Annotated in this window: 21 protein-coding genes, 1 tRNA gene and 1 other RNA gene; 7 read left to right on the top strand and 16 right to left on the bottom strand. The window is 57.5% G+C overall.

Translation table 11 applies throughout. From position 1 onward, the window contains the following. Together G453_RS27765 and G453_RS27020 are read right to left on the bottom strand one after the other, a co-directional pair. Positions 1–1,293: a DNA-binding transcriptional response regulator gene (locus G453_RS27765; RefSeq protein WP_156920798.1), complete on the bottom strand. Its 1,293-nt coding sequence runs from the start codon at positions 1,291–1,293 to the stop codon at positions 1–3. Beyond that, complete coding sequence (locus tag G453_RS27020) at positions 1,290–3,401, bottom strand: sensor histidine kinase (protein WP_084502093.1); 2,112 nt, start codon at positions 3,399–3,401, stop codon at positions 1,290–1,292. Before G453_RS27020 ends, G453_RS27765 begins: the two co-directional genes overlap by 4 nt. A gap of 98 nt (positions 3,402–3,499) precedes the next feature. Here G453_RS27020 and G453_RS27015 point away from each other — a divergent pair, with 98 nt between their 5' ends. After that, on the top strand, positions 3,500–3,937 hold the full coding sequence (locus G453_RS27015; protein ID WP_084502092.1) for a very short patch repair endonuclease: 438 nt from the start codon (positions 3,500–3,502) through the stop codon (positions 3,935–3,937). Here G453_RS27015 and G453_RS0104285 read toward each other — a convergent pair. Next, positions 3,906–4,856: a DNA cytosine methyltransferase gene (locus G453_RS0104285; protein ID WP_027190054.1), complete on the bottom strand. Its 951-nt coding sequence runs from the start codon at positions 4,854–4,856 to the stop codon at positions 3,906–3,908. The two genes, G453_RS27015 and G453_RS0104285, sit on opposite strands and share 32 nt — an antisense overlap. Positions 4,857–5,069: 213 nt before the next feature. On the opposite strand from G453_RS0104285, the gene G453_RS27760 reads away from it, so the two are divergent. Next, positions 5,070–5,789: a hypothetical protein gene (locus G453_RS27760; protein ID WP_156920797.1), complete on the top strand. Its 720-nt coding sequence runs from the start codon at positions 5,070–5,072 to the stop codon at positions 5,787–5,789. A gap of 73 nt (positions 5,790–5,862) precedes the next feature. Here the strand turns inward: G453_RS27760 and G453_RS0104280 are convergent, their stop codons facing one another. The 11 genes from G453_RS0104280 to G453_RS0104235 all read right to left on the bottom strand — a co-directional run bounded on the left by G453_RS0104280 (position 5,863) and on the right by G453_RS0104235 (position 11,872). After that, on the bottom strand, positions 5,863–6,162 hold the full coding sequence (locus tag G453_RS0104280) for a Mor transcription activator family protein (protein WP_027190053.1): 300 nt from the start codon (positions 6,160–6,162) through the stop codon (positions 5,863–5,865). Then, complete coding sequence (locus tag G453_RS22285; RefSeq protein WP_043644365.1) at positions 6,162–6,611, bottom strand: regulatory protein GemA; 450 nt, start codon at positions 6,609–6,611, stop codon at positions 6,162–6,164. The genes G453_RS0104280 and G453_RS22285 overlap by 1 nt, the downstream gene beginning before the upstream one ends. A gap of 188 nt (positions 6,612–6,799) precedes the next feature. Next, an RNA gene (locus G453_RS27010) (hammerhead ribozyme type II) lies at positions 6,800–6,864 on the bottom strand. Next, a complete protein-coding gene (locus G453_RS0104270) occupies positions 6,865–7,401 on the bottom strand; it encodes a host-nuclease inhibitor Gam family protein (RefSeq protein ID WP_027190052.1) in 537 nt (178 codons plus the stop codon). After that, a complete protein-coding gene (locus tag G453_RS28355; protein WP_027190051.1) occupies positions 7,394–7,618 on the bottom strand; it encodes a hypothetical protein in 225 nt (74 codons plus the stop codon). The genes G453_RS0104270 and G453_RS28355 overlap by 8 nt, the downstream gene beginning before the upstream one ends. Then, a complete protein-coding gene (locus G453_RS26000) occupies positions 7,605–7,979 on the bottom strand; it encodes a hypothetical protein (RefSeq protein ID WP_051271635.1) in 375 nt (124 codons plus the stop codon). The genes G453_RS28355 and G453_RS26000 overlap by 14 nt, the downstream gene beginning before the upstream one ends. Then, positions 7,976–8,524 carry a hypothetical protein gene (locus G453_RS0104255; RefSeq protein ID WP_027190050.1) on the bottom strand — a complete coding sequence of 183 codons (549 nt, stop codon included), beginning with the start codon at positions 8,522–8,524 and terminating at the stop codon, positions 7,976–7,978. The genes G453_RS26000 and G453_RS0104255 overlap by 4 nt, the downstream gene beginning before the upstream one ends. 3 nt (positions 8,525–8,527) lie before the next feature. After that, a complete protein-coding gene (locus tag G453_RS25995) occupies positions 8,528–9,220 on the bottom strand; it encodes an AAA family ATPase (protein WP_027190049.1) in 693 nt (230 codons plus the stop codon). Between the two features lie 2 nt (positions 9,221–9,222). Next, positions 9,223–11,262: a Mu transposase C-terminal domain-containing protein gene (locus tag G453_RS22270; protein WP_051271632.1), complete on the bottom strand. Its 2,040-nt coding sequence runs from the start codon at positions 11,260–11,262 to the stop codon at positions 9,223–9,225. Then, positions 11,259–11,453 carry a LacI family DNA-binding transcriptional regulator gene (locus tag G453_RS0104240; protein WP_027190048.1) on the bottom strand — a complete coding sequence of 65 codons (195 nt, stop codon included), beginning with the start codon at positions 11,451–11,453 and terminating at the stop codon, positions 11,259–11,261. The genes G453_RS22270 and G453_RS0104240 overlap by 4 nt, the downstream gene beginning before the upstream one ends. Continuing rightward, on the bottom strand, positions 11,450–11,872 hold the full coding sequence (locus tag G453_RS0104235) for a hypothetical protein (protein ID WP_027190047.1): 423 nt from the start codon (positions 11,870–11,872) through the stop codon (positions 11,450–11,452). The genes G453_RS0104240 and G453_RS0104235 overlap by 4 nt, the downstream gene beginning before the upstream one ends. Positions 11,873–12,076: 204 nt before the next feature. On the opposite strand from G453_RS0104235, the gene G453_RS22265 reads away from it, so the two are divergent. Beyond that, positions 12,077–12,508 (top strand): helix-turn-helix domain-containing protein, encoded by a 432-nt coding sequence (locus G453_RS22265; protein ID WP_043644362.1) that lies wholly within the window; start codon positions 12,077–12,079, stop codon positions 12,506–12,508. Positions 12,509–12,511: 3 nt separating this feature from the next. Then, positions 12,512–12,886: a hypothetical protein gene (locus G453_RS0104230; RefSeq protein ID WP_027190046.1), complete on the top strand. Its 375-nt coding sequence runs from the start codon at positions 12,512–12,514 to the stop codon at positions 12,884–12,886. Positions 12,887–13,192: 306 nt separating this feature from the next. On the opposite strand, the gene G453_RS0104225 is transcribed toward G453_RS0104230, so the two are convergent. Then, positions 13,193–13,268, bottom strand: a tRNA-Arg gene (locus G453_RS0104225). 61 nt (positions 13,269–13,329) lie between these two features. After that, entirely contained in the window at positions 13,330–13,782 is a 453-nt protein-coding gene (locus tag G453_RS25990; RefSeq protein WP_027190045.1) for a pyridoxamine 5'-phosphate oxidase family protein, read from the bottom strand. A gap of 51 nt (positions 13,783–13,833) precedes the next feature. On the opposite strand from G453_RS25990, the gene G453_RS0104215 reads away from it, so the two are divergent. From G453_RS0104215 to G453_RS0104205, 3 genes are read left to right on the top strand one after another with little or no spacing between them, the layout of a single operon-like run. Beyond that, the gene (locus tag G453_RS0104215; protein WP_027190044.1) at positions 13,834–14,496 is read left to right on the top strand and encodes a phosphoadenosine phosphosulfate reductase family protein; all 663 of its coding nucleotides are present in this window, start codon (positions 13,834–13,836) and stop codon (positions 14,494–14,496) included. A gap of 40 nt (positions 14,497–14,536) precedes the next feature. Beyond that, the gene (gene ispG, locus G453_RS0104210) at positions 14,537–15,652 is read left to right on the top strand and encodes a flavodoxin-dependent (E)-4-hydroxy-3-methylbut-2-enyl-diphosphate synthase (protein WP_051271629.1); all 1,116 of its coding nucleotides are present in this window, start codon (positions 14,537–14,539) and stop codon (positions 15,650–15,652) included. Then, positions 15,643–17,367 (top strand): proline--tRNA ligase, encoded by a 1,725-nt coding sequence (locus G453_RS0104205; RefSeq protein WP_027190042.1) that lies wholly within the window; start codon positions 15,643–15,645, stop codon positions 17,365–17,367. The genes ispG and G453_RS0104205 overlap by 10 nt, the downstream gene beginning before the upstream one ends. The last annotated feature ends 4 nt before the right edge of the window (positions 17,368–17,371 follow it).

Below are 17,371 nucleotides of genomic sequence, written 5' to 3'. Positions count from 1 at the left end.
CTATTGTTGCTTCTTGCACCTGCCTTTCAAGTCACTCCAGGAAATTGTAGGTTTATTTAGGGCCATCCCGGCGTCTTTTATGCAAAATTCAACTTCTTTCCGAGATACATCAGTCGGGATTCTTGATATGGTTATTTGATTGATCATGGTCTTTTTTTCAACAGCCTGTACGCCTAGGTCGTTTGCAGAAAAAATTTCATCTCGCAAAGCCGCAAGTTCCGCATATTGAGTATGGGCAAGAACAGGGAGGCCGACACTTGAATACAGTTTTAAGAATTGCGACTGCAATGCTTCAGCATATGGCGCATCCAGGCATGCAAGTCTTTCAAAATCAGTAAGTGGCCATCTCCCTGCAATGCTTGTAATCGCAAGAATGTCTGCATACATGTCTTCCATTTCAAGAAAACGTGGGAGGAAGAAATATCTTCCTGAAGGCTTGCCTTTACCACAAGGGTGAGCGACCCATTGTTGAATTTCGTTGACGTGTGCCCCTTGCTCTTTGCATACATCTTTTGCTTTCCGAAGGGGGGCAAGCAGGATGTAGTCAGCGCGAACACCGACACTAGTTTGGTTCTCAAGAAGGCAGTGAGGTGTTAAAACAATATAGTATTTGGACGTTGTGGTTTCACGAATGATTTGTCCCATCCTAAGGACATCACCTGAGATAGATGGATATATGTAGTAATCTGTCGCATCGACAGTTGATTGCTCAGCTGCACCGGGTCCTTGCTTTAGTCGTCCAAGGGATTGGGCAGTTCTTCTCCGTATGAATCCATATAATTTTTCAGGTTGTACAATGTCAGATTCTTTAATTTTGTCCCATTCCTGATCAAGAAATTGCCATAGGAATCCGCTTGCATCACGGTCAATCTCCATTCGGAGTCGCTCTTTCAGTTGCGGTATCCCAGTATCAACTATAGACTGAATAGCCTGTTTTAAATCATTCTGTGTGCCAACCTTTTTAACAAATCTAACGAAGCTCGATTCTGTAATGTTAGGAGGTTTTGGACTGGTGCTTGTAAGGATGACTGGAGTGAAACTTTTAGTTCGGATCTCTGTCAAGACCGAAGCCCCTCGAGTGTCTCGGCGGCTGGGGTCACCATTGTAAATGTCTGACACAATTATACAGTAATGATTTGACTCTATTTTTTTCAATGCGATGTCAAATGCATTGCACACATCCCACTCTAATTCTATCCCGTCAGCAGTTGGTAGATTTTCTTCAAACAGTTTACAGTAGTCATGGTCATCATCAATCATTATGCACTTGAGGCGCGATACTGAGACGTTCATCGCCCAATACTCCTTTCGAATATAGCTTCGAAGCATGCTCCCGGCTGGTCGCAGTTGTCTGAGCAAAGCAATTTTCCATAACTATCCATAGCTAGCCTCGCAACATAAAGTCCAAGTCCCATCCCAGCCGGTTTCGTTGTGTAGTATGAATCAAAGATTCTTTCTTTGTCTTCTTCTGAAATCCCAGGACCATTGTCGGCAACAATGATTTTAAATCCAGATGGAAGTGGGTCTAAGTCAATTTGTAGTAGGCCACCTGATCCTTTGCCGTGGTGTTTGGTCAGCCAGTATAATGCGTTGTCTACAAGGTTAGACATGACCTGCCCTAAACTGGCTCTGGACATTTTTACCATAAATGGTTCTGTTGGGATGTCGCACTTGACAACAATTTTTTGGCGATCAATGAGCATAGAAAACAGGTCAAGTGTATTAGCAATCTCTTCTCGTACGTCAAATGCAGTTGCCTTTCCACGCTTTGCCGGCGTTTGTGTGTCAAGTCTGTCTCTCAGAAGATTGATTTGTTCACACCACTCTTTTATGTCGCGGATGTTCGAAGGCACCTGATCGCGAAACCACTTTGATTCAGAACCATGACATGAACCAGGCATTCCTGATACAAATGGCAATAGTTTGTTTTCGAATATTTCAATTCGGCGGTTTATCTTGCCGAGTGGAGCACCGATTTCATGCATCACAAGGTCCACCATCTGACCAAGTCCGGAAAGAGTTAAAAGTCTGTTCAGGTGTTCTTGAATTCTCTCTGCTCTATCCCGAACCCTTTTGTCGGCCTGGACCATCAACTTTGCTACCGGATGGTCTGGACCAAGGCTTTTCTGTGCGGCCTGGACTTCATCCTTGAGATCGAGTCCATCGAAAAATGCAGCATCAGCTCGGACATCATTGGATCGAGGCTTTGCTTTGTATCGATGACCTTCAAGCACGTTCAATATGTGCTCGAACCATTGCTGGAGATCCTTGAATTCGTCATTGATGACCAAGCCTTCCCGTGTGCTTCGGTCAATTACATTGGGATTCCGATCCCGTCCTATTCGGATTGAGGCGACTATCTGGTTATTCGCAAGGTTCTTTGATGGGTTTTGTCTACTTCTTAAATCCAAGTTAAGCCAATCTTCACCTTTTTGTCCATATGGGTGAACACGAAATCCATCACGATAAATACCTACACCGCAGTATTCGTTCAAAGTAGATCGTAGCTTGGTTACACTTTGACCAAATCTATCCGCAAGTGGCTTTAGGCTCTCTGTGTCTCTGTCCCATGCTCTGATTTCAACCATGAACGGCCCGCAAAGTACGCTAGTATTTTTGTCTCGTATCCGCAGATCATGGCAAAAATGAACGTCCTTTCCTTCTATCTCTATTTGACCGGTGAACATGCCATCATCAGTTAAGCATCCTTCCAGTCTATAGCGCGGGCTCATGATTATTTCAGGTGGTGTAACATGTCCCGTGAAATTCCCTGGAATGGCAATGTGAATGTCAAAGTCGACTACGTCATTGAATGGCGAAATAAGGCTGCCAAGGCGTGAGTGCAGTAGCGTGAAATCTTTTGCATTCCAATTTTTCCGAAGCCCTTCCAAGGTGATTCGTGTCCCGTGCGGTAAGCTAGTCGGGTCGGCCTCCTCCCATTCAACAATGACTTCCTCAAGATATTTATCATCGTCGAAAACACCCCAATCGATGATGATTACGACGCCTGGATGATCAAGCATTTTACTTTCGAGGATGAGGCGTTCCGCGAGTCTTGCAGATGCAAATCGACCAATCCCCTTGGCACCTTGCAGGATGCGCCCCTTGGGCGTCATTTCCTTGCCCCGCTTGGAGATGGTCCCTGGCTCCAGCCATTTGTTAAGGATATCATCTAGACACATCCCGAAACCGTCATCCTCAACGATGATCCTGTCCAGGCTGTCCGGGTCTGCTCCCTCAAAGACGACATTGACGACGCTCGCGTCAGCATCATAGGCGTTCTTTACGAGCTCGACGAGGGCGACCGGTTCGTCGCTGATCAGTTCATCCCCGATCAGTTTGACGAGACGAGCCCTTGGGCGCATCTGTGCTTCGCCGGTATTCTTGGTGGTGTCCTGCATACGTGATTTGCCTCTTTTTGCCGCGCTTTTCGTAAGCCGAAAGCCAAGGGATTCGCAATACCTTCAAACAGGCGCATGCCGATAAAACCGTCTTCGACATGAAAAAAGGCAAAGGCGACTGTTTCACTCCTGAGAAACGGAGTGAGGTGATGTCACGAATTCGAGGCCGCGATACCGGCCCCGAATTGGCTTTGCGCCGGGCATTGTGGTCTTCCGGCCTGCGATACCGTACTCACCCCGCCTTGCCGGGAAAACCAGACATAGCGTTCATCTCCCGGAAGGTTGCCATATTCGTGGACGGCTGCTTTTGGCACGGCTGTCCGTTGCACGGAGTCATGCCCGGCACCAATCAAGAATTCTGGAGTCGCAAGATCGGCAGAAACATCGAGCGGGACAGGGAGACAAACGCAAGGCTGGAGAAGGAAGGCTGGGTTGTTCTCAGATTTTGGGAGCACGAGGTGGAAAAGGCTCTTCAGGATTGCGTTACGCGGGTCAGGGACGTCCTTAGCGAGAAGCCAGTACGGCCTGCTCGATGACGGCCTTCATGACCGGGGCGCAGATTCCGTTGCCGCAGAGTTTGACTCTGTCCCTGCGTGTGGGAGCGACCAACTTGTGTTCCGGTGGAAGTCCCATCGCGCGAGCCAGTTCGGAAGGTTGGAGCATTCTCATGCGGTGCCCGTCCGGGGAGGGGACTACCAATGCGAATCTGTCGAGCGTCGTCACTGTCCTGAGAGGCATGTCCAGTGATTGCCAGCCGCCTGAGCCGTCCGACCCGTAATAAACAACCAAAAACGAAGCATCCTGGCCTTTCTCAGCCATAGCCCGCTCGGCATGCTTCAGGGTGCGTTCGGCACGTCCGGCACGGTAAAGAAGCGTCGTCTTCCACCTTCCAGGAGGGTCTAGGATTGATTCGACAGTTGAAGACGTAGTGTTGCCCTTGATGCAAACGGGAGGGGTCTTTTCCAGATCGCCGACCATGAAGAGGCGGCGGCGGGATTGGGGCACGCCGAACTTCTCTGAATCCAGGATGTATTGCTCGATCTGATAGCCGGTGTTTTTCAATTCTTCGACCATCTCGGACCAGCGCGGCCAGGAGGCTATCTGAGGGACGTTCTCAAGGACGATCCACCTGGGCTTGAGCGCCTTGGCCCATCGGATGGTTTGCAAAGCCGTGCAGCGACTGGCTTCGCTGCGTTCCCTCGCGCCCTTTGCCGGGGAATGGTTGGTGCATTCCGGGGAGGAAAGAAGCAAATCGACTTTTTGGCCCTCAAGGGCTTCAAGGGGGTCGATCTCCTCGACCTTGCCGTTGAACACCTTGGCTTCAGGGAAATTGGCGGCATAGGTCGTCGCGGCGGGAGTCCATGCGTCCACGGCCAAAAGGGGGCGGCAACCGGCGGCAACAGCGCCTCTCGCCCCCAGTCCGCCCCCACAAAACAAATCTGCAAACGCAACCATGCTGTCTCCCCACGTTATCCTATTGCCTTGAATAGACCATGCGTTGTCTAAGGGCAAGTTTCAACTTGGTTGAGTGTGTATGTTATTTCAGGGTATTATCTCAAGATGCCGTTTCCCACCTATTGCCGAAGCTCTTGATTCGCGATATAATTTATTAGATTTTCGATTACGGCGGAGCCGGATGTCGTTTTTCAATAATTCGGAGGTGTTAATGTGCGTGCAAAGATTGTCTTAACGAGTACCCTAAAGAGTGATGTTATTAAAGCAATCTTCCCTGACAACAATAAGACTATAGTTTGGGATCTCACGGTTGGTTCAGAAGGCACTAGGATTCTGGATGAATTGATGGATTATGTTGCTGACGAAGATCGTCCCAAGGCACACGAAGGTGCTTTGTTTGTCTTTTTTTATCCCATGCACGAGTCTTACGGCTTTGTGTCCGTTGAAGACGGACAATACGTAATACGTGTAAAGAATGAAGGTATATATTCGTTAAGGGAGACATGCGAAGCACTCGTTGGACATATTGCAGATTATTGCAAACGAAATGGGAAAGACTTGCAATTTGTAAGACCTGTAACCATCCTGGAAATGAAGCTTCGTCGCCCCATTATCTTTGGCAAAGTTCTTGTGATTAAAAAAGACATGTGGGCTGAAGTGAAGCGTAAGCGGCATGTCGAATTTTGGGTTTCCATAGTTGGTGGACTCACTTTTATTCTATTGGTAGCAATTAGTTTGTATTGGACATACACGACAAAAGACGAGAAGCAAACGTGGTGGTTTGCCACTTGGTCTCTCGATCAACTGTCAAAACTGATAGGGTCTATTTCTGTTGCCAGCATTCTCTCTGCTATACAGCTTTGTGTCGCATGGAATGGCATACGATCTGTCAATATAAAATGGTCAATACCTGACAACGGTGACGAAATTTAAAGTTGTGGTGTATGAAGATTCTCTTGTGACACGCGTCACATGTGGCAAGCAACAATTGTTTATGCTGGTCGAGTCACACCAGCAGATGCTGGTCGTTCTTGATGGGGGCCTTCTCCACAATCTGGTAGATCGCCCGTTCGGTAAGGCCGCAACGCATGGCCAGCAGGTTGGCGTTGCGGCCATCGTAGTGTTCGCGCACGTACCGATCGAGCGCTCGTTTGAACGCCGTTTTGCGCACGTTCACCACGCATCCCGCCATGCCCTCAAAGAGGCTCAGGGCGACGTTCAGGCCGCACTGCTCCGCCACCAGCTTCAGGTCGCCCTCCAGGTCATCAACCGTAACCAGGGCCAGCACGTCGGGATGGATGGCCATCACGCAGCCTCTTTCTTCGCGCCCATGGCCTCCAGGGCCTCGACCACGGCGGCTACGTCGGTCTTGCGCAGGAAATTGATGGAGTCGCGCTTCACGACACGGCGCAGAAGTTTGTCGAACGCCGCGTCGCGCTGATCTTTGGGCGCGCGGGCCACCTGGTCCCACATGGCCCGCACCATGCGCAGCTGCCTGGGCGAGGCCAGGTGCGGCGAGCGTCCCTTGAACTCCTGGTAGCGCTTGCGGCCAGGGTGGGGCTTCCATGATCCGGCGTCGGTGGCTTTCTTCTCCCAGTCGCCGATGATGAAAGCGGCCTGCTTGGCGGTGAGCTGCTTGCTGGAAAACACGCCGAAGCGTTCATCAAGCATGTCCCGATAGGCCGCGTCGTCCAGGCCGATGGCGTTCTTCAGCGCGTGGATCTTCGTGATCTGTCCCGAGGTGATCATCTCCATGGTCATGCTCCTTGCGGCTGTGCAGGTTGCGTCGAAGACGTGCGCCCTGGTTTCCCGGCGCGTTCCCAGGCTTCAAACAGGGCGCAGCTCACGGCGCAGTAAGACCCGTGGTCGTGGCAGGTGATGCATGGGCACTGCGTAGGCGCGTCTTTGGGGCGTTCTGCGTAGGCGATGGTCACGGGTGACTCCTTCGGCTGCTCATCAGGCCGGGACCACCACGTCCCGGCGACCGCCCTGGAGGGCGGTTTCGCATTCAGGCCGCTTTCACGGCGACGTTTTCGTCTTTCAGTTCGTAGTAGAACGTGTCCTTGCCCACGATGCGCACGCCTGCCTCGGCGCGCAGATCTTCGGGCAGCTTCCGCAGCGCTTCCTTGTCCGGCTCCTCCTTGATGCGGATGCAGCCGGGCAGTTCCAACTTTGCCAGCTTGGCCGCCATGCCATTCAGCTTGCCGAGCACCTCCTTCCAGGTGCCCTTGGGCAAAGGTTTGAGTTCGTCAGAGGCCCTGAAGCCGAAGACGCCATGCGTCAGCTTGATGGATTTGCCCTTCTTGAACAGGGCCTCCTTACTGGCGGTCGCGTAGGTGGTCAGCGCTGATTCCAACAGCCTGCGCTTCTCGCGCAAGGGAGCGGCCAATTCGTCGGCGCGCTTTCGCGCGGCTTCAATGTCCTCGTTCAGGCAGATCTCGATCATCCTCATTTCGCGATCGAGCTTGGCCAGCTCCACCAGGGCGGCATCAGCCGCGTCCAGGCTGGTGATGGCCTGCGTTTCATCAGGTTTACGCCTAGCCACGGGGCACCTCCGGGCAAGCCCCCGGAGTGACCGGAGCGGGTTGAGGGGAAAACAGGTCGGGCCTGCGCAGCAGAGCCCTGGCTTCTCCCAGCTTCTTCCAAGCGGCATAGGACTTCGCCTTGATCTCGACCGGATCGTGACTGCCGACGACCGAGCCCAGATCACCAATGGCCGATTCGACGAGTGCCGCGCTTTGCTCGACGCTAAGCACCAGCATGCACCACCTCCTTTGTGGTTTTCCCGTTCGAACGGGCGTTCGAATCGTTGTTCGGACACGTCAGACACGCCTTGCGGAGCATGATGGTCTGGGCGTTGCCACCACGCACGCCGAGGCGTTTGGCCAGGTCGCGGTTGGTGGCGCAGGCTTCTCCCGTGATCGTGCCGAGAACAGGGCAACAAGCGGATTCAGGCTGGCCGAAGGCTTCCAGCACCCGCGCCTCCAGACGCTCCAGATTGCCTTTGTAGGTGCCCTTGAGCGCCTCGCAGATCACTGACTTGGAACGGTAGCCCAGCGCGGCGGCCACCGTGGCCATGCCCTGAGCCTGCACGGCCTCGTTCAGGATGGAGAGCCAGTTCATGCCGACCTCAGTTCCGTTTCGGGAATCTCAGGGCGTTTCACCCCGGCGTCTTTCATGAGAATCCAGGCTTTTTCCCGTCCGATCTTGCCCCTGGCTTTAACGAAGCCCCCCGCCTCCAGAGCCTTGATCGATTCACGGACGGTCTGTTCCTCGCAGCCGGTCAAGCGAACTAGTTCCGATATGGTCGTGGCCCGTGGGCGAAGCCCTCGGAGCGTCCCCCAAACCTTGTCGCGGCAGGTGACTTCCCCTTTGGCCTGGGCATCCCGGCGTTGTCGGATGTCTCGAACGACTTTGAACGTCGGATTGCGGCGGCGCGGACCATTCTCCCCTGGTTTGACGTCGGCTTTCGTCTCCTCAACCAGCTCAAGGTCTCCTTCCCGGCGGAGCCGTTCGAGCACTCGCAAGACCGGTGAACGCTTGAGCCCGGTCAGGCGGTCCATGGCCTGTTCCAGGCTCACTTCCGCCCCTGGCCTGAAGGTCCCGTCCTTCACGCTCAGTTCCGCCAGAAGGGCCTTCACCGGCCCAAGCACGGTCAGGTTGGTCACGTCCTACCCCTTGCGGGCCAGGTGCTCGGCCCGGACTTCGGACACGGTGTGCTTGCGGGCCAGCGTTTCGCATGCCTGCGCCCAGCGGTAGAGGCTATAGACCGGCATGGATTTCTCGCTGGCCAGGATGGCATGGAGAGCGTCATCCGACACACTGACCTCGCAGATCTGGTCCATGACCATGCGCATGTCCTCGAATTCGAGGTTCTGGAATACGACCCGCTGGCTCACGCGGCGCATGAGCGCCGGGTAGCGCTTGAGCCGCTGGTCGGCCCAGGGCATGCAGATCAGGATGATGGGGATGCCCGCCATGTCGCCGATGTCGCGGATGGTTTCCACCAGCGTGTTTTTGTCCGCCACGTAGTCCACCTCGTCGAGAATCAGCGCCCGGTCGGACCCCATGAGCGTCTCCACGATCTGGTCGAAGAGCGCTTGGCTGGTTTTTGCGGGCATCAGCCCCAATTCGCTGGCGATGTCGGAAAGCAGCCATTTGGGACCCATGGCCTTTTTCACGCGAACCAGCACCGAATGCGGGCTGTGATGGTTCTTCCACCATAGGCTCGTCTCAGTTTTGCCCTGGCCCACCTCGCCCGTGACGATCACGAACTTGTCGATGCCCGGCGGGCTGGCCACCGCATTGTTGACCGCTGTCACGTAGCGTTTTACGTTGGCCGTCATGGCGAACTGCTTGCGCAAGGCTACCTCCTTGTGCTTGCCTGGGCGCGCTGGCAGGCGTCGTCCAGGTCGGTTTGGTCAAGCCAATCCAGCGAGGTCGGGTCGATGAGCTTGCCCGGCCTCGCTGGGAGGGTTTCTTCGGGAAATTCGATGTCCGGCAGGTGCGCGGCAGGCGTGTTCTCGGCTGCGATGCGTTCCAGATCCGCGAGCATGCGCGGGTCGGCGGCGATGGGCAGCACCTCGCGGATTCCGTCCAGTTTGCCCAGGCGCGCGGCCTCGGCCACGATCTTCTTGGTGCCCCGCTTGAGCGCCTCCTGAGCCCTCTTCTGCTCTCGGAATTCCGCATAGCCAGGGGCGTTCTTGCCCCCGATCAACGCGAACATGGGATGCACGCCCTGAGTGCGTTTGGCCTCGCAGATGTAGTTGCCGTCCATGTCGTAGACGTGGACCGAGCGCAGATCGTGCCAGTCGTAGCGGATGAGCACCCGAGTGCGCAGGCCATAGAGGGCGTCGTGACAGTAGTGGCCGCCGAAGCGGGGCACGCCGTTGTTCTCCAGGTGCGCCACTTCCTCGTGCATCATGAGGAAACGCAGATCCGAAGCGTCCACGCCCTCGCCGCGCCCGGCCATGAACACTTCACCCGGTGAGCGCTTGCCCAGGCCCGAGTGCGGGCGTTGTCGGTAGTAGAGTTCGAGCCAGGATTCGAAGGCGTTCGCGGCCTGTTCGAGGCTGATGGGCGCACCGGGAGCGAGACTCTGCATGAACTTCTCGTTGCGGCGCATGCGGGCAGGCTTGTCCATGATGGATGCACCCGAATAGCTGGGCATGAAGCGTTCGCAGTGATCGCCGTAGGTCTTGAAGAAGGGTTCGATGACTTTCGAACGGGCGTTGTAGGGCTTGGCGAACACGGTCAGGATGCCCAGGCGGCCATAGAGGCCCGCCATTCCCGTCTGGCTCAAGTCCAGATCCTGGGTGAAGACCTTGGCTTTGAAGCCCTTTCCGTTATCCAGGTAGACCACCTTGGGCATCTTCCCGAGGCGCAGGATGGCCCGGTGCAGGGCCAGATGGATGCCTTGGATGTCCTCCTGGAGCATGAAGGCGCAGCCCATGATGTCGCGGCTGGCCCAGTCCAGGAAGGCGATGAGCGTCGGGCGCACCGCCTTGCCGGTGAAGGGGTTGATGACCGTGAAGTTGCAGCGATGGCCGTCCGCGATCAGCACGTCGCCCACTTCGAGGAGCGAGATGTCGCGCTCAAAGTAGGGAGCGATCTTGTCCGTGAGGGCCTTCTCGCCCTCGCGCGCCAAGGTCCAGATGTCGGCGTACCTCGCCTTGAACTCATTCACGAAAAGCCGGAGTGTGCTGGGCGAACTGGGCGAGTGGATGCCTTGCTGCTCCAGATACAGCTTGCAGTACCCAATGGCCGTAGCGATCTTGATCTGGTTCTGGTTGAGCAGCTGCTTGAGCAGGATGGCCTTTTCGGCCTCCGTCACCTTGGACTCGCCTTTGCGGTGCTGCCCGTAACGCTCGGCCAGGGCCGCGCAGTCGTAGTTGGCCTGTTTGAGGGTCACGGCCCAGCGCTCCAGGGTCTTCCAGGAAGTCTCACCCAGTTCGGCCAGGATGGCCGTGTAGGCCACGCCTGTGTTGTAGAGCGTGATGAACGCGTCGCGGGCTTCCTCGATCTTGAATCCTTTCCGCTTGGCGTCGCGTTTGGCGTTCAGATAGTGGCGCACCAGGTCGGCCTTGAGAGCTGCCTTACGGAGCTGTTCGGGCGGGAGTTCGGCCACGGACAGTCGGCAGGAATCCGGTGCATGGTCCTGGACGGCAGGCGCACATCCGGCCTTGCCGCCGGTGATGACAGCCAACGCCGTGCGCTGGCGCATGCCCATGGCGATCCGGTTCTGTTCATCCATGCCGTCCACCAGCCAGAGCTTGAGCTTGCCGTTGCGTCCGGGCGCGGGGATCTCCCTGAAGGCCCATCCCTTGCGGTCGGCTTCCTTCTCGATGGCCTGTCTGGACTTGCCCAGGACGGTCATCAGCTCCTTGGTGGAATAGGCGTCCTTCATTTCGCGACTCGCGCAGCCATGAGGCGCGTCGGACATCCAAGCCAGCACAGGGCGCGCGAGACGGACTCGTCCGCGCGGCGGTTGTGGATGACGTTGCTGACCTGCTGCCTGCTGACGCCCGCTTCTTGAGCGACCATGACCCAGGTGACGTCGTGGGTGAGCGCCCAGCGCTTGATGGCCCTGGTGTTCATTTCTTGCGCCTTTGCTTGATGGCCCGTTCCTGCCGGGCGAGTTCGTCTTTTTGGGCTTTGATCCGGGCGAGTTCGAGAAGATCCATGTCCTCACCCGTGACGGCTCTGGCGCACAGGGGGGCGAGCATCGCCTGGATGGGCAGGAGCGAATCGGTCACAAAGCAGAAGATGGTGAGGTAGTGGTACGGCATGCGGTGCGCGGTGGCGCTGGACGACACCCACTTGTCCAGCATGTCGGGCGAGACAGGCGTCCGGCCTTCTTCGGCCAGCCCTTCCTTACGCGCGGCCGCCGACATGAGCTCGGCGATGGCTTCGCGGCTCTTCGGACATTCCGAAAGAACCTCGCGCAGGGCGGCTTTGACGCGCAACGTCACATCCAGACTGGGATTGTGCCAGAGGCCAAACTGGTGGGTGCTCATGACGGCATGTCCGAAATTTGTCCGGCCCTGGATATTGTGGGCCGGTGGGTTGTCGGGTAGCGTCGCCGTGAATTCATGGATTCAGAATTAGTCTTGGGCGTAATTCAAGTCAAGACTTAAAGGTTAGTTGCAAACGTATTTTGTACGAGGTTTCGCTAAGATCAGCAATATTAGCGAGTTACCATGTGCGAGGAGGGTTGCGAATTGGTTGCTAATTCCACTGACGAGAATGCAACCGGTCCTGCTTGGGACGAAGTCTGGGAGCGGATCAAGCGGAGTACGGGGATCAAGACGCAGCGCAGCCTTGCGGCGACGCTGGGAATCTCCGACGCGTCTGTTGCTGATGCGAAGAAACGAGGGGTTTTCCCTCTTGGCTGGGCGCTTCGCCTCGCACGAAGGCAAAATTTAAGTTTAGACGTAATATTGCTTGGCCGTAACACTCCAGGCGAGATCTCGCCCTCTCCGGCTGCCGAGCGTAAACCTTTATATATTGACAGTGCGGTTGAACTCGTGGATGAAGCTGTGAAGGCGTCAGGTTGCCTCGTAAACTCCGAACAGAAAGCAGCTCTTGTCAGCATTATACGCGAAGAGCTGAAAAAGAAGGCGGAGAATTTAGTTAGGGCTCTGACTGTTTAGAACATGGATGACGATCTTACGTACAAACTCGTCAATGCTCTAAAGCACCACGCTGATCAACCCCAGCAATCAGCCGCTGGCATCTCCATTCGTAATCTGACGATCAACGTAGGCGGGGATGTTCACATTCATTCCCCGCACGATCGCCAGCCCACAAGTAAACAGAAAGACACCCGCAGGACGGTTTCACGTCGCGAGATGATCGAAGCCATTCATGCCAATGCTGGACGCTACTTTCACAAGAACCAATTCAGCGATGTGCTTATGGATCTGTTCGGTGTATGCGACTTGAACACTGCGTCTTTGAAAGTGGTCAGGCGGATATGGGAATGGGCGATGGAGTGGCAGCGCGAGGTTGTTACCGGAACGGACGATTGATCGGCATTTTTCTCATTCTATTCTGAATTTTCGCGGCAAATTCGGCATTTTTTCTCAAACTTGATTCTCCTGGAAATCCTCCTGAAAGCTAATGTCCATGCGCCTTCTCACGGCCATGGCATCCTCCTCCTATTTCTCAAACTGCCTTAAAACCATTAGCAGGCATCAGCATGATTTGCCCCGGTCTGAAGCAGGACAATCAAATGCGGACGTTCAGTCAGCGCTTAAAAAAGGGGCAAGGGCGGGACAAAATCGGAAGGCAAAGAAAAAGGGGCTTAGGACCGTTGTCCTAAACCCCTGATTTCTTGGTGCGCCCGGCAGGATTTGAACCTGCGGCCTACGGATTCGTAGTCCGGCGCTCTATCCGCTGAGCTACGGGCGCGTCGTCGAGAAAGGCGTTCTAGGGATTTCAGGCCCCCGCGTCAAGCACTCTTTTGAATTTTTTATAAATTTATGAACTCGGAATGTTCAGCACCCGTCAGAAGCAAGAGCCAGAGCGGCTTGCCACGGATTATCACAATTTCAGGGGCTGTGAGAAAGTCCCGCAGGTGGGGGTGTGCGGCGGCAAGGATTCCCAGGATTCTTGCCTTCTCCTGGTCATCATCCACTGGAAACAGTTCGCAGCCCACGGTCAGGGCTCTGGTTTGGGCCCTGGTTTGGGTGGTATTTCCGGCCAGGGCCTTCTCCCGCTCGTCGATCAGCAGGGCCATGTTTGGGTTTCTTTTCAGGTTTGCCCACTTGCGCGTGTTTGCGGGCGTGGCCATATGAATGTATTGCAGGTTCGGCTCCACGGCGTAGCTCATGAGCGAAGCGTGCGGCAGGTCGCCTGCGCTGGTGGCCAGTACGCACAGGTCTCGCTCGCGGATCATCTGGGCCATCTCTTCGGGGATGGGCATGCAGTCCTCCGTGAATATTCGTAACGATTCAAAATGATTCTACCAGAAACCATGCACAGCCTACAAGAAAAGCTTGCCGCGTCGCGGCAGTTCCTGACTTCGCTCGCAGCCAGACACAACCCCGCCCGCATAGCCGTAGCCTGGACCGCCGGGAAGGATTCCACAGTGGTCCTGGACCTCTGGCGCGAGGTTCTGGGCGGCCCCGTCACGGCCATCAACCTGGACACCGGGTGCAAGTTCCCCGAGATACTCGCACTGCGCGACAGACTGGCGGTCGAGTGGGGGGTAACCCTCCACGTGGCGCGGCCTCTGCTTGAGGACATCCCCGCCGGGATCGCCGACGACAAGCTGGCCTGCTGCGGCGCGTTGAAAGTCCGGCCTTTGAGGCGGACCATGGCCGAACTCGGTATTGAGGTGCTCCTTACAGGAATACGGGCCGACGAAAACCCCAGCCGCACCGACCTGTCCCACCTGGAGGACCGCCAGGGGTACACACAGGCCAACCCCATCCTGGACTGGACCGAAATGGACGTCTGGGCGCACACGACCACACGCGCATTGCCCTATTGCACGCTCTACGACCAGGGCTACCGGTCGCTCGGCTGCATGCCCTGCACGACCAGGGTTGCCGGGGAGGGTCAGGGCGAGCGCGATGGGCGCGATCAGGAGAAGGAGGCCCGCATGGCCGAACTCAGGGCGCTTGGCTACTTCTGATTGGCTTTGGCAGGGAAATCCGCTAGAATTCCTGCCTCCCATGAACCACCATCATACCACAAACGCCGCATCGACCATCGTCCGGCACGCCACGCGGGTCATCCGCCTCGGGGACATGTTCCTGGGCGGCGACAACCCCATTCGCGTCCAGTCCATGACCAACACCGACACCCGCGACGTGGACGCGTCCACCGCGCAGGTGCTGGCCCTGGCCGCCGCCGGGTGCGAGATCGTCCGACTGGCAGTCCCCGACGAACAGGCCGCCGTGGCGCTCAAGGCCATCAAGGCCGCTTCGCCCGTGCCCATCATCGCGGACATCCACTTCGACTACCGGCTGGCGCTCAAGTCGCTGGAAGCCGGTGTGGACGGGTTGCGCATCAACCCAGGCAACATCGGCGGCCAGGACAAGGTGGCCACGGTGGTGCGCGCCGCCAGGGACCACGGCGCACCGATCCGCATCGGGGTCAACTCCGGGTCGGTGGAGAAGCACCTGCTGGAGAAGTTCGGCGGGCCGACGCCAGCCGCCATGGTGGAGAGCGCCCTGGAGCACGTGCGCATGCTCGAGGACGAAAATTTCGACCAGATAAAGATCTCGCTCAAGTCCTCCTCGGTTCCAGCTACCATCGCGGCCTATTCGCTGCTGGCCAAAGAGGTGGACTACCCCCTGCACATCGGCGTCACCGAGGCCGGGACTCCGCTTCGCGGCGCGACCAAGTCCGGCGTGGGGCTGGGTGTGCTCCTGTGGATGGGCCTTGGCGACACGCTGCGCGTCTCGCTCACCGGCGATCCGTTGACCGAGATGGTGGCCGCCTGGGAGATCCTGCGCTGCCTGGGCATCCGCGAGCGCGGCCCGGAGATCGTCTCCTGCCCCACTTGCGGCAGAACGGAGATCGATCTGGCCGGGCTTGCCGAGGCCGTGGAAAAGAAACTTCGCGACGTGAAGACGCCCATCAAGGTCGCCGTGATGGGCTGTGTGGTGAACGGGCCGGGAGAGGCCCGCGAGGCCGACATCGGCCTAGCCGGGGGCCGCGACTGCGCCGTCATCTTCCGCAAGGGAGAGGTGGTGCGCAAGGTGCGCGGCGAGGCCAACGTGTTGACGGAATTCATGAAAGAACTCGATCAGACAATCAGGGAGTTTGAAGACAGATGCGCCTGAGCAAATACTACGCCCCCACCCTCAAGGAAGACCCCGCGGACGCCGAAGTCGTCAGCCACAAACTGATGCTGCGCGCGGGCATGATCCGCAAGCTCACCTCGGGCATCTACACCTTTCTTCCCCTGGGGCTTCGTTCGCTGAACAAGGCCGCCCGCATCGTGCGCGAGGAGATGGACCGCGCCGGGGCGCTTGAGATCCTCATGCCCGGCGTCCAGCCCGCCGACCTCTGGCAGGAAACGGGCCGCTGGGAGTTCTACGGCAAGGAGCTCCTGCGCTTCGAGGACCGCCACGGCCGCGCCTACTGCCTGGGACCCACGCACGAGGAGGTCGTCACCGATCTTGTACGCAACGAGGTGCGCTCCTATCGCCAGCTCCCCCTGAACCTGTATCAGGTGCAGTTCAAGTTCCGAGACGAGATCAGGCCGCGCTTCGGCCTGATGCGCGGGCGCGAGTTCCTGATGAAGGACGCCTACTCCTTCGACAAGGACGAGGAAGGCGCCATGGCCAGCTACAAGGGCATGTACGACGCCTACTGCCGCATCTTCACCCGCCTGGGTCTGAACTTCCGGGCCGTTGAGGCCGACACCGGCTCCATCGGCGGCAACTACTCGCACGAGTTCATGGTGCTGGCAGACACCGGCGAAGACACCATCGCCGCCTGCCCGGCCTGCGAATACGGCGCAAACCTGGAAAAAGCCGAGGCCGTGCTGCCTGATGCCAAGAAGCCCCCGGTCTGCCAGGCCTTCGAGCAGGTAGCCACTCCCGGCCAGCACACGGTTGAGGAGGTCGCCGCGTTTTTGTCCGTGGAACCCCGCGCCGTGGTGAAGACCCTGCTGTTCGACGTGGACGGCAAGCCCGTGGCCGCCCTGGTGCGCGGCGACCGCGAACTGAACGACGTGAAGCTGAAAAACGCCCTCAACGCCCAGAATGTCGCCCTGGCCACGCCGGAGCAGGTCCAGGCCTGGACCAAGGCTCCTGTGGGCTTCGCCGGTCCTGTGGGCCTTAGCGTGGAGACCATCCTGGCCGACCGTGAGCTGTCGCAGGGCACCGACTGGGTGGTTGGGGCCAACGCGGCGGACGCGCACCTCAAGCACGTGGACCTGGACCGTGATGCGAAGATCACCGGCTACGCCGACCTGCGCTCCGTCACCGCCGGGGATCCCTGTCCCAAGTGCGGCGTGGGGCTTACGCTCACGCGAGGCATCGAGGTCGGCCACGTGTTCAAGCTGGGCTACAAGTATTCCGAGTCCATGAAGGCCTCCTTCCTGGACGAGCAGGGCAAGGACAGGCTCCTGTACATGGGCTGCTACGGCATCGGCGTGTCGCGCGTGGTGGCGGCCTGCATCGAGCAGAACCACGACGCCAACGGCATCGCCTTCCCGCCCGCCCTGGCCCCGTATGAAGTGGCCGTACTCTGCCTGGACCCCAAGGGCGAGGCCATGGGCAAGGCCGAGGAAATCTACGGCTGGCTCCAGGACCAGGGCGTGGACGCCCTGCTGGACGACCGCGACGAGCGCCCCGGCGTCAAGTTCAAGGACGTGGACCTGATGGGCATGCCAATGCAGATCGTCATCGGCGGCAAGGGACTGGCGCGCGGCGTGGTGGAAGTGAAGGACCGCCGCACGGGCGAGAAATCCGAGCTGCCCGTGGAAGGCTTCCAGGAAGCCTTCACGAAATGGCGCGAAGCGGTGCAGGCCGGGTGGAACGCCCGCTAGCAGC

The sequence above is a fragment of the Fundidesulfovibrio putealis DSM 16056 genome, from assembly GCF_000429325.1.
GTDB classification, from domain to species: domain Bacteria; phylum Desulfobacterota; class Desulfovibrionia; order Desulfovibrionales; family Desulfovibrionaceae; genus Fundidesulfovibrio; species Fundidesulfovibrio putealis.
This window is presented reverse-complemented; position numbering and strand designations above follow the sequence as displayed.